At 65.5% G+C, this 15,403-nt stretch carries 12 protein-coding genes; 7 read left to right on the top strand and 5 right to left on the bottom strand.

Annotation, left to right across the window (positions count from 1 at the left end; genetic code table 11):
- Window positions 1–83 precede the first annotated feature (83 nt).
- Window positions 84–932 (bottom strand): carboxylating nicotinate-nucleotide diphosphorylase, encoded by an 849-nt coding sequence (gene nadC, locus GYA94_RS25035; protein ID WP_054914219.1) that lies wholly within the window; start codon window positions 930–932, stop codon window positions 84–86.
- A gap of 221 nt (window positions 933–1,153) precedes the next feature.
- Between nadC and GYA94_RS25030 the strand changes: the two genes are divergently transcribed.
- The 3 genes from GYA94_RS25030 (at window position 1,154) to ampE (ending at window position 4,756) form a co-directional block, all read left to right on the top strand.
- Window positions 1,154–3,283, top strand: a complete 2,130-nt coding sequence (locus GYA94_RS25030) for a DUF1631 domain-containing protein (RefSeq protein ID WP_161893321.1) — start codon at window positions 1,154–1,156, stop codon at window positions 3,281–3,283.
- 73 nt (window positions 3,284–3,356) lie between these two features.
- Window positions 3,357–3,929 (top strand): 1,6-anhydro-N-acetylmuramyl-L-alanine amidase AmpD, encoded by a 573-nt coding sequence (ampD, locus tag GYA94_RS25025; RefSeq protein WP_161893320.1) that lies wholly within the window; start codon window positions 3,357–3,359, stop codon window positions 3,927–3,929.
- On the top strand, window positions 3,926–4,756 hold the full coding sequence (ampE, locus tag GYA94_RS25020; protein ID WP_110678738.1) for a regulatory signaling modulator protein AmpE: 831 nt from the start codon (window positions 3,926–3,928) through the stop codon (window positions 4,754–4,756). The genes ampD and ampE overlap by 4 nt, the downstream gene beginning before the upstream one ends.
- Before the next feature lie 21 nt (window positions 4,757–4,777).
- Here ampE and GYA94_RS25015 read toward each other — a convergent pair whose 3' ends face one another.
- Complete coding sequence (locus tag GYA94_RS25015; protein ID WP_054881926.1) at window positions 4,778–5,554, bottom strand: TatD family hydrolase; 777 nt, start codon at window positions 5,552–5,554, stop codon at window positions 4,778–4,780.
- Between the two features lie 2 nt (window positions 5,555–5,556).
- Window positions 5,557–6,552, bottom strand: coding sequence for a catabolite repressor/activator (gene cra / locus GYA94_RS25010; RefSeq protein WP_029886926.1), 996 nt, complete (start codon window positions 6,550–6,552; stop codon window positions 5,557–5,559).
- A gap of 388 nt (window positions 6,553–6,940) precedes the next feature.
- Between cra and ptsP the strand changes: the two genes are divergently transcribed.
- Genes ptsP through GYA94_RS24995 form a run of 3 tightly spaced genes read left to right on the top strand, consistent with a single transcriptional unit; the run spans window position 6,941 to window position 12,477 of the window.
- Complete coding sequence (gene ptsP / locus GYA94_RS25005; RefSeq protein ID WP_161893319.1) at window positions 6,941–9,793, top strand: phosphoenolpyruvate--protein phosphotransferase; 2,853 nt, start codon at window positions 6,941–6,943, stop codon at window positions 9,791–9,793.
- Window positions 9,794–10,741, top strand: coding sequence for a 1-phosphofructokinase (pfkB, locus tag GYA94_RS25000; protein WP_161893318.1), 948 nt, complete (start codon window positions 9,794–9,796; stop codon window positions 10,739–10,741).
- Window positions 10,738–12,477, top strand: coding sequence for a PTS fructose-like transporter subunit IIB (locus tag GYA94_RS24995; RefSeq protein ID WP_009682710.1), 1,740 nt, complete (start codon window positions 10,738–10,740; stop codon window positions 12,475–12,477). Before pfkB ends, GYA94_RS24995 begins: the two co-directional genes overlap by 4 nt.
- Window positions 12,478–12,575: 98 nt before the next feature.
- On the opposite strand, the gene GYA94_RS24990 is transcribed toward GYA94_RS24995, so the two are convergent.
- On the bottom strand, window positions 12,576–12,794 hold the full coding sequence (locus GYA94_RS24990; RefSeq protein ID WP_009682711.1) for a DUF3820 family protein: 219 nt from the start codon (window positions 12,792–12,794) through the stop codon (window positions 12,576–12,578).
- Window positions 12,795–12,995: 201 nt separating this feature from the next.
- Here GYA94_RS24990 and GYA94_RS24985 point away from each other — a divergent pair, with 201 nt between their 5' ends.
- Window positions 12,996–13,472, top strand: a complete 477-nt coding sequence (locus GYA94_RS24985; protein ID WP_054911435.1) for a ferritin-like domain-containing protein — start codon at window positions 12,996–12,998, stop codon at window positions 13,470–13,472.
- On the opposite strand, the gene GYA94_RS24980 is transcribed toward GYA94_RS24985, so the two are convergent.
- Window positions 13,469–14,959 carry a sensor domain-containing diguanylate cyclase gene (locus GYA94_RS24980; RefSeq protein WP_110678751.1) on the bottom strand — a complete coding sequence of 497 codons (1,491 nt, stop codon included), beginning with the start codon at window positions 14,957–14,959 and terminating at the stop codon, window positions 13,469–13,471. The two genes, GYA94_RS24985 and GYA94_RS24980, sit on opposite strands and share 4 nt — an antisense overlap.
- Between the last annotated feature and the right edge of the window lie 444 nt (window positions 14,960–15,403).

The raw sequence follows: 15,403 nt of genomic DNA, 5'->3' as shown, positions 1-15,403 counted from the left end.
TCTCCCAGGCGCTGCATATTTTGTGGCAAACACCTGTCAGCCCTGATGCGATCCCTGTGGGAGCTGGCTTGCCTGCGATCAGCTCACAGGCTCAGCCGCATCGACAGGTCGACCGCCTTCACATCCTTGGTCATCGCCCCGATCGAGATGTAGTCCACGCCCGTTTCGGCAATCACCCGCAGGGTGCTCTCGTTGACCCCGCCGCTGGCCTCCAGCTTGGCCTTGCCGGCCGTGATGCGCACAGCCTCACGCATTTCTTCCAGGTTCAGTTCGTCGAGCATGATGATGTCGGCCCCCGCCGCCAGCGCCTCGCGCAGTTCGCCAAGGCTCTCCACTTCTATTTCCACCGGTTTGCCCGGGGCAATGCGGTGCGCAGCCGCCACGGCCTGAGCCACGCCACCGCTGGCGGCGATGTGGTTCTCCTTGATCAGGAAAGCGTCGTACAGGCCGATGCGGTGGTTGTCGCAGCCGCCACAGGTCACCGCGTACTTTTGCGCCAGGCGCAGGCCAGGCAGGGTTTTGCGGGTGTCCAGCAGGCGCACCTGGGTGCCTTCTACCAGGCTGGCAAGAAAGCGCGCACGGGTGGCGACCCCCGACAGCAGTTGCAGGAAGTTCAGGGCACTGCGCTCACCGCTGAGCAGCGAACGGGCCGGGCCTTCGAGGTGAAACAGGGGCTGGTTGGCGCTGGCACGGTCACCGTCAGTGACTTGCCAGTGCACCGCCACCCGCGGGTCGAGCTGGCGGAATACCGCATCGACCCAGGCAGTGCCGGCGATCACACAGTCCTCGCGGGTGATGATGGTCGCCTTGGCCAGGCGCTCGGCCGGGATCAACTGCGCGGTGATATCGCCACTGCCGATGTCCTCCAACAGCGCACGGCGCACGTTGGCTTCGATTTCAGCGGTCAGGTCGGCAAGGCGTAGGTTCGGCATGGTCGGCTCCACAAGCAAGATGCCCGCGATTATAGGGCAGGGGGCTGGTGTGTACAGCCGCCTTGGTGCCGACCTTTGGTCGGCGCGTGGCGGGCGCCTGCCTGGGGTGAATCCGTGCTGGCAGCGCTGCGGGTTTTTGCCGATAATGGCGACCAGTATTTGGCGTCATAGCTTTGACGATACCTGCTGCGGCGGGCCACACACCCTGCAAGGAGTCCAGGATGCATGAAGAAGGCAAGGTGGTGCCGCTGGCGGCCGCCATCGACCGGGGCCGGCGTGCGCCTCTGCCTTGCCTTCCGGTGTTGCTGCTGCAAGTCCGCGACAAGGCCGCCCTGCAGTTGCGCCTGGGCTTGCAGGCGCTGTTCGACAACGCTGACGACACCCTGTTCGAGATGGCTGACAAAGCCTTCGAGCACGCCGACCAGAACTTGTATTTCGAGGCCATGCGCGACCTGCGCCTGAAGCGCAAAAGCATCGAGCGTGGCTTTCTCGACATCTTCCATGCAACTTTCGCCCGCATCGGCCACGCGGACCTGTTGCTGCACCTGGCCCAGCCGGGGAACACGTGCGGCAAAGCGCAGGCCGAGCGGGGCGCTGCTGTCGACGGCATGGTGGGGCGCGTGCTGGCACGTCATCGCCCGGCCTTGCAACAGCTGGGGCTGCGCTTGCAGGTGCTGCTCGACCGCCCCGTGTACGAGGGCGACAACCCGCTAGGGCCCGCCGCATTATGTGGTTACTTCCTCGATGCCGGGCGTAACCTGGGGGTTTGCCTGCGGGTGAAGCTGGTGTTGCTCACGCTGTTCGAGCGCTATGTGCTCAGTGATGCCGATGTGATCTACGGCGAGGCCAACCAGCTGCTGGCCGCCGCCGGCGTGCTGCCCGAACTGCAACCGGTACCGCGCCGGCCTGCCGAGGAGCGGCGCCTGGGCGCGCGACGTTGCCCGCCCATGCCAGGCCAGGATGTGGGCGCGGACGCAGCCGGGCAGGCGTTTTTTGCCTCGTTGCAAACCCTGCTGGCGCCGGTGCGGGGGCAATTTGCCCCACGTTTGCAGGGGGTGGCTGCCGCACAGCCGATCAGCACCGCCGACCTGCTGCGGTTACTGACCCATTTGCAGCATTATGTGCCCGCCACGCACGAGGCAGATGACTTCGAGCTTGGCCAGCAGCTTGAGCAATTGCTGCTGCGGGTCAGCGTGCGCAGTGGCATACGCAGGCGTATCGCGGTCGCCGACGAAGACATGATCAACCTAGTGAACCTGCTGTTCGCGTTCATTCAGCAGGACGACAACCTGCCGGCCAGCCTGCGGGCGCTGATCATCCGGCTGCACATCCCGCTGCTGAAGGTGGCGCTGCTGGACAAGGGGTTGTTCTGCCGGGCTGGCCACCCCGCACGGCGGCTGCTCAACGAAATCGCAGCGGCGGGCATCGGCTGGGAGAGTGGCCGCGAAAATGTGCGCGACAGTCTGCACGTGCGGGTGGCGCTGATCGTGCAGCGCGTGCTCAGTGATTTTGACGAAGATACCCGCGTGTTCGACCACCTGCTGCAAGATTTTCTCGCGTTCAGCCAAGAGGAGCGGCGGCGCAGCGAGCTGCTCGAGCAACGTACCCGCGACGCCGAAGAGGGCCGCGCACGCACCTTGCAGGCCAGGCACCAGGTGCAGCAATTGCTCAACCAGCGCCTGCGCGGCCAGGTGTTGCCCCAGGTGGTGGTGCAGATGCTGGTACAGGCCTGGAGCCAGGTCCTGCTGCTGGCCTGGCTGAAGCACGGCGAGGGTTCCGGGGCGTGGTGCGATGCGGTGCAGACCATGGACACGCTGCTGCTCAGCGTTACCCCGGGCCGTGAGCCGCAAACCCTGTTGCAGCAGGTGCCAGGGCTGCTCAAGGCGTTGCGCGACGGCTTGGCCAGCGTGGCGCAGGACTCGCTCACGACCCGCGCATTCTTCCAGCAGCTTGAGCGGTTGCACCTGTGCGCCTGCGGGGGAGGCCAGTGGCAACCCTTGGACCAGGTGCGGGTGACGCAAGCGATTGTCCTGGCAAGTGCCGAAGAACCAGGCTGCCCGCCGCCAGGGGGCGACAGCGGGCACGCTGCGGCAGTGCGCCAGGCGCAGCGCCTGCGCGTCGGTACCTGGGTCCAGGTGCTGGATGAAGACCCACCGCTGCGCTGCAAGCTGGTAGCACGTGTCGAGAACAGCGACAGGCTGGTGTTCAGCAACCGCACCGGCCTGAAAGTGCGAGAGTGGAGCAGCGCCAGCCTGGCCAGGGCACTGCAGCGCGGCGAAGTGCGGGTGCTGGGGGACGGGCTGTTGTTCGAGCGTGCACTGGAGGCCGTACTTGACGGCCTGCGCCCGTGATCATTCACCTGCACAGGGCGTGAGCCGCAAGGCATACTGTTGTCCTGTTCAAGGCGTTTTCAGGATCTGCCCCATGCAATTGGACCGTGCCACTGGCTGGTTCCACGGAAACGGAATCACCCATTGCCCTTCGCCCAACTTCAATGCTCGGCCGGAGGGCGAAGCGATTTCCCTGCTGGTGATTCACAACATCAGCCTGCCGCCGGCGTGTTTCGGTACCGGCAAGGTTCAGCAATTGTTCCAGAACCGCCTGGACCCCCAGGAACACCCGTACTTTGCCAGCATCAGCCACCTGACCGTGTCCGCCCACCTGTTCATCGAGCGTGATGGCGCGGTGACCCAGTTCGTGTCGCTGTGCGACCGCGCCTGGCACGCAGGTGTTTCGTGTTTCGACGGGCGCGAAGGCTGCAATGACTTCTCCATCGGCATCGAGCTGGAAGGCACTGACGACCTGCCCTATACCGATGCCCAGTACACCGTGCTGGAACAGCTTACGCGGCACATCTGCGGTGCCTGGCCGGCCATCGACCTGGGCCGTATCCAGGGCCATAGCGACATTGCCCCGCAGCGCAAGACCGACCCCGGCCCGGCATTCGACTGGCCGCGCTACCGTGAAGCGCTGCAGCACAATGAGGACAAGGCATGAGTTTTCTGGTGTTGGTGCTGGCGCTGTGGGTCGAGAAGTTCTCGGCCCTGCGCCATCAGGTGCAACGTGACGGTTTTTTCCTTGGTGAGCTGGTGCGCCTGGAACGCAGCGGCAAGGTCCACCCGTGGTGGACGCTGACGCTTCTGGTGCTGGCACCGGTCGCCCTGCTGGTCTTGCTGTTGCACGTACTGGAGCCCGTGGCCTATGGCCTGCTGGCGCTGCCGGTGCATCTGCTGGTGTTGGTCTACAGCCTGGGCCGCGGTGACGCCAAGGCGTCGCTTGGCCCGTTCCGTGACGCCTGGCGCCGGGGCGATGACCAGGCTGCCTTGCACGTGGCAGAGCGCGACCTTGGCCTGGCGGCCGATGAGCCGCACACGTTGTTGGTGCGGGTGCAGGGCCACTTGCTGTGGCAGGTGTACCAGGGCTTCTTCGCCGTGATCTTCTGGTATTTCGTGCTGGGGCCGGGGGCAGCGTTGGCTTATCGGTTACTGGCGCTGTGCGCTGGGCACAGCGGGCAAGCGGTGCTGAAGGCGCGCGCCGAGCAGTTGCGGCACATCATGGACTGGCTGCCGGTGCGCGTGCTGGCGTTGAGCTTTGCCTTGGTGGGCAATTTCCTGGCGGTGACGCGGGTGATGCTGCACGAGGTGCTCAACTGGCACATCAGCGCCGCACACCTGGTGGCCCGGGTCGGGCGCGTTGCCGACGACATTCCCGACGATGAAGACAGCCAGCGTGGGTTGGGGCGCCTGGACAGCCTGTGGGAGCTGCTGCTGCGCTGCGCGGTGTTGTGGTATGCCGCGTTTGCGCTGTGGACGGTGCTGGCCTGAAATCAGGCGGGGGCAGCGCGGCTACCAGCCGAACAGCTCACACGCGTTGCGGGTACTCGCTGCAGCCAGCTCGCCGGCCTCGACCCCCATCACTTGCGCCAGCGCACCGGCTATCTCGGGCAAATGCTCCGGGCTGTTCCTCACCCCTGGGAACATGGCCGGCGCCATGTCTGGCGCATCGGTCTCCAGCACCACGCTGTCCAGCGGCAGGCGCGCCAGGGTCTTGCGCAGCCGCAATGCCTGCGGCCAGGTCGCTGCACCGCCCAGCCCCAGCCGAAAGCCCAGCTTGATGTACTCGCGGGCCTCTTCATAACTGCCGGCAAAGGCATGCACCACCCCCGCCCGTGCCGGTTTGTAGCGCTTGAGCGTGGCAATTACCTGGGCATGGCTGCGGCGCACGTGCAACAGCGCCGGCAGCTGGAAATCACACGCCATCTGCAGTTGTGCTTCGAACAACGCCTGTTGGCGGGCCTTGTCCAGGTGTTCGAGGTAATAGTCCAGGCCAAATTCGCCCACTGCACACAGCCGTGGGTCACCGCGCAGGCGCTCCAGCCACTCGCGCAATTGCTGCAAGTGCTCGGGCCGATGCTGCTCCAGGTAGACCGGGTGCAGGCCCAGCGCGGCGTACAGGCCTGGTTCGGCGCCGGCCAGCGCCCACACCCGCTGGAAGTTCGCCTGGTACACCCCGAGCACGACCATTCGCTCCACACCGCGGGCCGCCGCGTTGGCCAGCAGGCGCGCGCGGTCGGCGTCGAAGTCGGGGAAGTCCAAGTGGGTGTGGGTGTCGATCAGGCGCATGTTCAGCCTGCGGCGATACGTTGTTTGAACGTACGGCCTATGGCATGCACGCCAGGTTCGTAGCGCTTTTCCTCGATGGCGGCCAGCGCCAGTTCCAGCGCAGTGGCGGCGATCAGGCCGTGCTGCTGGGCCATGGCATTGACCGGCAGTGGCAGGAAGTCCAGCAACTGGTTGTCGCCAAACGTGCCCAACTGCAGCTGCCGGGAGCCGGCGGGGCGCGCCTGCAGTGTGTCGAATACCCCTTGCAGCAGCACATACGAGGTGGTCACCAGGGCATCGGGCAGGCCCCCCAGGTCGTCGATCAGTTGCTGCATCAGGCGCTGGCCGCATGCCCGGCTGAAGGCTTCGCCCTGGTAGCGGCGCACGTCACCGGCATAGCCTTGCAGCGCTTCATCGAAACCACCTGCACGGGCCTGGCTGACCGACAGCTCCGGGCGGGCGCCGAGCAAGGCAATGCTGCGTGGCGCGGCGCGCAGCAGGCTGGCGGCCAGCTGGCGGCTGGCGTCGCGGTCGTCGCTGATCACCGAACAGAAATGCGCTGGGTTCAGGCGGCGGTCGATGGCGATCACCGGCAGGCCTTTGTTCTGCAGTTCGCGGTAGCTGTCATCTTCGGCTGGCAGGCAACTGGCAACGAACAGCGCATCGCAACGACGGGCGCGGAACAGTTGCTGCAACTGGCGTTCGCTTTCGGGTTGGTCATCGCTGCTGGCGATCAGCAACTGGTAGCCGCGGGCGCGGGCGCCCTGTTCCAGTTGCTTGGCAATGCGCGCGTAGCTGGGGTTCTCCAGATCCGGGAGAATGAACCCCAGGGTACGGGTATGCCGGCTGCGCAGGCCAGCAGCCTGTGGGTTGGGGGTGAAGCCGTGGGCCTCGACCACCGCGCGCACCCTGTCGACCGTGCTGCTGCTGATGCGTTGCTGTTCAGCCTTGCCATTGATGACGTAGCTGGCGGTGGTTACGGACACACCGGCCAGACGGGCGATATCGCTGAGTTTCACCGAATTTTCCTTGTTGTTACCGGGGCTGGCGGGCAGGCCGGGCCGGCTAGCTTGACCGCCTACCGGCCATCCGCGCAGACGACTATTGTCGCAATTGTCCGACAAGATGGGGCTTTTTCCTTCGCAGATTATCGAGTAACGTGGCCGCCTGGTCAGATTAAACGTTTCAGCTGCCGATTTTCTGCCTCGGCCGAGAAAGCTGCAAGCGTTAGGCTGGCAGCCCCAAGCTGCAAATTTCAACTTGCAAGCTATAAGAAAATGCGTGTCGGTGCACTGTCCGCTTTCGCTTGCAACGCGCAGCTCGAGGCCTGCAGCCCGCCGCTGGACGTTACGTGAATTTCACAACAATACTCCAGTACCCCAACGGGAACTGCATAAGGAGAAGGTCATGCTCGAGCTCGCCAAGGAGCAGATAGCCATGGGTCAGACGGCAGCCGACAAGGCTGAGGCCTTGCGCCTGCTGGCCGACCGGCTGGTTACCGATGGCCTGGTTGCCGACGGGTACTTGCAAGGGCTGCAAGCCCGTGAGGCGCAAGGCTCTACCTTCCTTGGCCAGGGCATCGCCATTCCCCATGGTACGCCGCAAACCCGTGACCTGGTGTATGCCACCGGCGTACGCCTGTTGCAGTTCCCTGAAGGGGTGGACTGGGGTGATGGGCAGATGGTCTACCTGGCCATCGGCATCGCTGCGCGTTCCGATGAACACCTGCGCCTGCTGCAACTGCTGACCCGTGCGCTGGGCGAAACCGACCTGGCCGAAGCGCTGCGCCGCGCCAGCTCCGCCGAGGCGTTGCTCAAGCTGCTGCAAGGCGCGCCGCAAGCGCTGGCCCTGGATGCGCAACTGGTCGGCCTGAACCTGCCAGCCGAAGACTTCGACGAACTGGCCTGGCGTGGGGCCCGGCTGTTGCAGCGCGCCGACTGCGTCGACAGCGGTTTTGCCGCCGTACTGCAGCAGGCCGAGCCGCTGCCGCTGGGCGAAGGCCTGTGGTGGCTGCACAGCGAGCGCCAGGTGCGCCAGCCAGGCCTGGCCTTCGTCACCCCGCAACAGCCGCTGCGCTACCGTGACCAGCCGCTCAATGGCCTGTTTTGCCTGGCCAGCCTCGGCGCGGCCCACCAGGCCTTGCTGGAGCGGCTGTGCGAAGTGCTGATCGAAGGCCGCGGGCAGACGCTCTACCAGGCCACCAGTAGCCGTGCGGTGCTGGAGGTTCTGGGAGGCGAGGCGCCGCCAGACTGGCCCTGCGCCCGCGTGGTGCTGGCCAACCCGCATGGGCTGCATGCCCGCCCGGCCAAGGTGCTGGCGCAACTGGCCAAAGGCTTTGAAGGGGACATCCGCGTACGCCTGGCCGACAGCGCCCAGCCAGCGGTGTCGGTGAAGAGCCTGAGCAAGCTGCTCAGCCTGGGCGCCCGCCGTGGCCAGGTGCTGGAATTGCTCGCCGAACCCGCGGTTGCCGCCGATGCCTTGCCAGCGCTGCTGGCCGCCATCGAGCAGGGTCTGGGCGAGGAAGTCGAGCCGCTGCCACAGGGCACCAGCGCTGAACCGGAGGCCGCGCCCGAGGTGGTACAAGCGCCACCGGCCGGGAGCCGCATTCAAGGCGTGGGCGCCGCCCCAGGCATCGCCAGCGGCCCCGCGCACGTGTGTGTCGAGCGCGAGTTCGACTATCCCCTGCGTGGCGAGTCGTGCACGCAGGAGCGGCAGAAGCTGCGCGACGCCCTGGCGGTCGTGAGCAGTGAACTGCAGGCGCTGGTGCAGCGCAGCGACAAAGCCATTGGCGAGATTTTCGTCACCCACCAGGAGATGCTTGCCGACCCCGCCCTGACCGACGATGTCGAACAGCGCCTGGCCCAAGGCGAGAGCGCCGCCGCCGCGTGGATGGCGGTGATCGAGGCCGCGGCCCGCCAGCAGGAGGCCTTGCATGATGCCTTGCTGGCCGAGCGCGCCGCCGACCTGCGTGACGTGGGCCGTCGCGTGCTGGCGCAGTTGTGCGGGGTGCAGGCGCAAGTGGAACCCGAGCAGCCCTACGTGCTGGTCATGACCGAAGTGGGCCCCTCCGATGTCGCCCGGCTGGACCCGAGCCGGGTGGCCGGTATCGTCACCGCCCAGGGCGGCGCGACCGCGCACAGCGCCATCGTCGCTCGGGCCCTGGGTATCCCCGCGGTGGTTGGCGCAGGGGCCGCGATACTGCTGCTGCAAAGCGGTACACCGCTGCTGCTCGATGGCCAGCGCGGTACGGTCAGCGTGGCGCCGCCGGCCGATGAGCTGCAACGCGCGCTGGCCGAGCGCGACCAGCGCGAGCAGCGTTTGCAGGCTGCCTGGGCCAGCCGTTTCGAGCCCGCGGTTACCCGTGATGGGCATGCAGTCGAGGTGTTTGCCAACATCGGCGAAAGCACTGGCATCGCCAAGGTGGTGGACCAAGGTGCCGAGGGCGTGGGCCTGCTGCGCACCGAGCTGATTTTCATGGCGCACCCTCAAGCGCCGGACGTGGCCACCCAGGAGGCCGAGTACCGCCGTGTGCTCGATGGCCTGGACGGGCGGCCGCTGGTAGTGCGTACCCTGGATGTCGGCGGTGACAAACCGTTGCCGTACTGGCCGATTGCAGCCGAAGAAAACCCGTTCCTTGGCGTGCGCGGCGTGCGCTTGACCCTGCAGCGCCCGCACCTCATGGAAGACCAGTTGCGTGCGTTGCTGCGGGCCGCCGACCAGCGGCCGCTGCGTATCATGTTCCCCATGGTCGGCCAGGTGCACGAATGGCGTGAGGCGCGGGCCATGGTCGAGCGTTTGCGTGCCGAAATCCCGGTCGCCGACCTGCAACTGGGCATCATGGTCGAGGTCCCCTCGGCAGCCCTGCTGGCGCCACAGCTGGCCCGCGAAGTGGACTTTTTCAGCATCGGCACCAACGACCTGACGCAGTACACCCTGGCCATCGATCGTGGCCACCCGAGCCTCTCGGCCCAGGCCGACGGCCTGCACCCGGCGGTGCTCAGCCTGATCGACATGACGGTGCGTGCCGCCCATGCCCATGGCAAATGGGTAGGTGTGTGCGGTGAGCTGGCGGCCGACCCGCAAGCGGTCGCCGTGTTGCTGGGCCTGGACGTGGATGAACTCAGCGTCGCCTCGCGCAGCATTGCCGAAGTCAAGGCCCTGGTCCGCCAGGCCGATCACCAGACGGCCCGCGCCCTGGCGCGCGAGGCCCTGCAACAGGACAGCGCGGCAGCGGTACGCGCGCTGGTGGAGCGTTACTGAATGGCCAAGATCCTCACCCTTACCCTGAACCCGGCGCTGGATATCACCATCGGCCTGGGCACCTTGCGCCCAGGGCAAGTCAACCGCAGCCAGGCGCAGCACAGCCACGCCGCCGGCAAGGGGCTGAATGTCGCCCAGGTGCTGGCCGACCTGGGGCACAGCGTAACCGTGGGCGGCTTCCTCGGGGGTGACAACCTGCAACCGTTCGAGGCGCTGATCGAAACCCGCGGCTTCGCCGACTGTTTTGTCCGCGTGGCGGGTGAAACCCGCAGCAACATAAAGCTGGTCGAAGCCGATGGCCGCGTGACCGACATCAACGGCCAAGGCCCGCAGGTGGACCAGGCGGCGCGCGATGCCTTGCTCAGCCGCCTGGCCCAGGTCGCGCCAGGCCACGATGCGGTGGTGGTGGCCGGCAGCCTGCCGCGTGGGGTCAGCGCCGAGTGGTTCCAACAATTGCTCGAACAGCTCAAGGCCCAAGGCCTCAAGGTGGCCCTGGACAGCAGCGGTGAAGCTTTGCGGGCCGGTTTGCAAAGCGCGCCGTGGCTGGTCAAGCCCAACACCGAAGAGCTGGGCGAAGTGCTCGGCGAGGCTGTGGTTACCCAGGCGCAGCAAGGCGCCGCTGCCGAGCGCCTGTTGGCCAGCGGCATCGAACACGTGGTGGTATCGGCGGGTGAGGAGGGGGTCAGCTGGTACATGCGCGACCGCGTGCTGCACGCAGTCCCGCCCACGGTGCGGGTCGCCAGCACGGTAGGGGCAGGGGATTCCCTGGTCGCCGGCATGGTGCATGGCCTGCTGCAGGGCGAAGCGCCCGCGCAGACCTTGTCCCGGGCCACCGCCATCGCCGCCCAGGCCGTCACCCAGGTAGGCTTCGGCATCTGCGACCGTGAGCAACTGGCTCGGCTGCAGGCGGCCGTGCAACTGACAGAACAACAAGAGGGTTGCCGATGAACATTGCCATTGTCACCGCCTGCCCTAATGGCCAGGTGTCGAGTTTGCTGAGTGCCCGCTTGCTGTCTGCCGCAGCCCAGCGGCGCGGTTGGAGCACCAGTGTCGAGGTGCAGGATGCCGAACACCCCGAGCGGCAACTGAGCGCGACGCAAATCGCCGAGGCCGACTGGGTGCTGGTGGTCAGCACCGGCCCGGTTGACCTGTCCCGCTTCGTCGGCAAGCGCCTGTTCCAGAGCACGCCGTCGCAGGCCCTGGCTGACCGCGAAGGTTTCCTCGATGAGGCGGCGGCCAACGCCCGCTTGCTGACGGATGTGCCAGGCAAACCGGCGCTGGAAGAGCGTTCTGCCGGCGTTAAGATTGTTGCAGTCACAGCCTGCCCGACCGGTGTGGCTCACACCTTCATGGCCGCGGAGGCTTTGCAGCAGGCAGCGCAACAAGTGGGCTACCAGCTCACCGTGGAAACCCAGGGCTCGGTCGGCGCACGCAACCCGTTGTCTGCCGAAGCCATCGCCCAGGCCGATGTGGTGCTGCTGGCCGCCGACATCGAGGTGCCCACCGCCCGCTTCGCCGGCAAACGTATTTACCGCTGTGGTACCGGGGTCGCCCTCAAGCAGGCGCGGGCCACGCTGGACAAGGCCTTGGCCGAAGGCAAGGTGGAAAACAGCGCCGATGCCGCGGCGGCCGCGCCCGCCAAGGGTGAAAAGACCGGGGTGTACAAGCACCTGCTGACTGGCGTGTCGTTCATGCTGCCGATGGTGGTGGCGGGCGGCCTGCTGATCGCGCTGTCATTCGTGTTCGGCATCGAGGCCTACAAGGAGCCCGGCACCTTGCCGGCGGCGCTGATGCAGATTGGTGGCGAAGCGGCCTTCAAACTGATGGTGCCACTGCTGGCGGGCTATATTGCCTGGTCTATCGCCGACCGCCCCGGGTTGGCGCCGGGCATGATCGGTGGCCTGCTGGCGAGCACCCTGGGTGCCGGCTTCATTGGCGGCATCGTGGCCGGTTTCCTGGCGGGCTACAGCGCCAAGGCCATCGCCCGCTGGGCTCGTTTGCCCAGCAGCCTGGAGGCGCTCAAGCCGATCCTGATCATCCCGTTGCTGGCGAGCCTGTTCACCGGCCTGGTGATGATCTACGTGGTCGGCCAGCCGGTTGCAGCCATGCTGGAAGGCCTTACCCGCTTCCTGGACAGCATGGGCACCACCAACGCCATTCTGCTGGGGCTTTTGCTGGGCGGCATGATGTGTGTCGACCTTGGCGGGCCGATCAACAAGGCCGCCTATGCGTTCTCGGTGGGGCTGCTGGCCTCGTCGAGCTACGCCCCCATGGCCGCTACCATGGCGGCGGGCATGGTGCCGCCCATCGGCCTGGGTATCGCCACCTTCATCGCCCGGCGCAAGTTCGCGCAAAGCGAGCGCGAGGCCGGTAAGGCGGCCCTGGCGTTGGGGCTGTGCTTCATCTCGGAAGGGGCGATCCCGTTTGCTGCCAAAGACCCGCTGCGGGTTATTCCGGCCAGTGTCGCCGGTGGTGCGTTGACCGGGGCATTGTCGATGTACTTCGGCTGCAAGCTGATGGCCCCGCATGGCGGCTTGTTCGTGCTGCTGATCCCTAATGCGATCAACCACGCGCTGCTGTACCTGTTGGCGATCGTCGCGGGCAGTTTGCTCACGGCGGTGGTCTATGCCGTGATCAAGAAGAGTGAGCGGGTAGAGCTGGCTGTGGCGCCCGTTAAAGGCTAGCGGTTTGTATAGGCAGTACTGGCCTCTTCGCGGGTAAGCCCGCTCCTACAGGCATTTCGCAGGCTTGCAGATTGCGCGGGCCACCTGAGGGAGCGGGTTCACCCGTGCTTCTGCCGCAATGGCTTTAGCAGATCACCCAGGCCGTTATGGTCGATCTCATGCATCAACGCCAGCAACCCCCCCAGTTCCCCCGTAGGGAAACCCTTGCGTGCGAACCAGGCCAGGTAGTCTCCCGGCAGGTCGGCAATGCATCGCCCCTGGTATTTGCCGAAGGGCATCGTGCGGGTCACCAACAGTTCCAGGGTTTCGGGTTTCATCAGAAGAGACCGGGTTGTGACGAAGCGCTGACCATACTGCAATCTGCACGAGCCCCCAAGCGGTAATCATGCAGAACACCGGTATCCGGCTTTTCTGCGTCTGATGTAAGTCATTGATATTGAAGGACATACAAGATAATTCCAGGTTGGCATGAACACTGCTCCTATCCAGATGACTATCACCTGCCAAGGAGCTTTACCATGAGCAACCCGAACAAAGACGTGATCGATGTACTGAACGACCTGATCGAGTACAGCAAGGACGGCGAGAAAGGTTTTCGTGAGTCGGCCGATGATGTCAAGAATCCAGAGCTGAAAGCGTTCTTCGTACAGCGTGCTGGAGAATGTGCCAATGCGGCTGCTGAGCTGCAGAGCGAGGTTCGCCGCCTGGGTGGCGATCCGGAAACCTCCACCAGCATTAGCGGCGACCTTCATCGCGGCTGGGTCAGCCTGAAATCGATGGTTACCGGTAAAGACGAAGAGTCCGTGCTCAATGAGGTCGAGCGTGGCGAGGACCATGCGCTCAAGGCATACAAGGAAGCCCGCGAGAAGCTGGTTAAACTGGGCCGTATTGCTTCCGACAATTCCTATGCCCTGGTGGAAAAACAGCTGCAAGGCGTGCAGCGCAACCACGACCAGGTGAAGGCACTGCGCAACGCTGCCCGCGCTCGCTCTTAAGCCTCTGGCCCTTCTACCCGGTTACGGCCTTTGGCCTTGGCCCGGTAGAGGGCCTCGTCCGCAGCACCCAGCAACCTGGCAAGGTCGTACTGGGTGCCGGACAACCCGATGCCGATGCTGACCGTGACCCCACGGGCATCATCGGCAAACGGTGCCAGCCCCTCTACGCTCAGGCGGATGCGTTCAGCCATCAGTTGAGCACCTGCCAGGTCGGTTTCCGGCAGTACTACCTGAAATTCCTCCCCACCATAGCGCGCAGCCAGGTCTGCAGGGCGCCTCAGGCATGCCTCGATTGCCTTGGCCACCTCGCGCAGGGCATGGTCGCCACCGGCATGACCATGGCGCTGGTTGAATGCCTTGAAATGGTCGACATCCACCATCAGCAACGCCAACGGCGTGTGATTGCGCTGCGCCCGCGCCCACTCCTGCCGCAATACCTGGTCCAGCCGCCGGCGGTTTGCCAGGCCGGTGAGGCTGTCGGTAGCTGCCAGTGTCGCCAAGCCCTGTTCGGCTTCGTGGCGGCGGCGCAATTCCCGGCCCAGCAGCAAGGTGAGCCAGAGGATGCCGATGCACAATACGCCCGTGGCGACACTGACCACCGTGGCGGTACGGCGCCACGACTGGAACACCTCGTCAGCTGAATGCTGCACCAGCACGATCAGCGGTAACTGCGCTACCCGGGCGAAGGTGAACATGCGTGGCTGGCCGTTACTGGTCGCGGGGGCGGTGAAACTCCCGTGCTGCTCGCGGAGAATGCGTTTGAAATTCGGCCGAGTGGCAAAATTGGTACCGATCCCAAGCGTTTCCGGGCGCGAGGTTTGCCGGGCGAGCAATTGCCCATCCGTGTTCAGCAGGCTGATGCTGCTGTCGTCGCCGATGTCCAGGCGCCGGAACAGGTCGTTGAAGTACGACAGGCGCAGCGCCCCGGCGGCGACCCCGGCAAACTCGCCTTGCGGCCCGGAAATACGCCGGCTGAAGCTGATGCACCAGTCCAGGTCACCCAGTTTGGCCTTGAATGGCGGGCCCACCAGCAGCCCCAGGTGAGCATTGCGCTGGTGCGCCCTGAAGACCCCGGTATCGCCAAAGTTGGCCTGGCGCGGCACGCTGCTGGTGGAGTCACCGACCACGTTGCCTTGCTTGTCCAGCCAAAGCACGTCACCGCGTTGGCGGTCGACGAACGCCTCATTGAACAGCAGACGCTGGCGCAACGGGCCGGGAATTTCCGGAAGCTCCTTGCGCCCAACGGCCCAGATCAACCCTTTGAGCGATTGGTCGTACAGCTCGGCATTGCGCAGGATGTCGCTTTCGATCAGTTGCACGATGTTGTTGGCTGAACGCACGGCCGACTGCTCGACGCTGTCCCGCTCGCGGGCCAGCAGGTAGCTGACGATCGCCACGATAGCGAGCACGGCAAGGCAACTGCCCAAATTGAGGATCAGCTCGGGGTGCGACCTGTAAAATGCTCGAGGCGGGGATTGGGTGGGCATGGTCGCTACTGCAGGGGCAGGGCCATTCGCGGCGGCGGTATTCTAGGGAAGCATGGATTGTCGGACAAGATTTGTCCGACGGAATCACGCTGTACTGCATGTTGGATTTACGCTGAACCCTGTGGGAGCGGGCGGGCCCGCGAAGCAAGTGTTGCGGTGTATGGCACCGGCTTCACCGGTGTTCGCGGGCATGCCCGCTCCCACAGGGATCGCCTCAGGGCTGACAGGTGATTGCCACAAGGTATGGCAGCGCCTGTTAGAGCGAGCGCCGCCCGCGCGGCGCTCGATCTCACAGGCGCTGCATATCTTCTGGCAAACACCTGTCAGCCCTGATGCGCTCCCTGTGGGAGCTGGCTTGCCGGCGATGGGCCGCAACGCGGCCCCACGTTGCATGACTGACGGCCATTAGCGCAAGGCGCTGTCAGGTCACAACCTGATAGCACG

It is taken from the genome of Pseudomonas juntendi (genome assembly GCF_009932375.1).
Lineage (GTDB): Bacteria > Pseudomonadota > Gammaproteobacteria > Pseudomonadales > Pseudomonadaceae > Aquipseudomonas > Aquipseudomonas juntendi.
The sequence above is the reverse complement of the archived record's forward strand: the minus strand, read 5'-3'. Positions and strand labels throughout refer to the sequence as shown.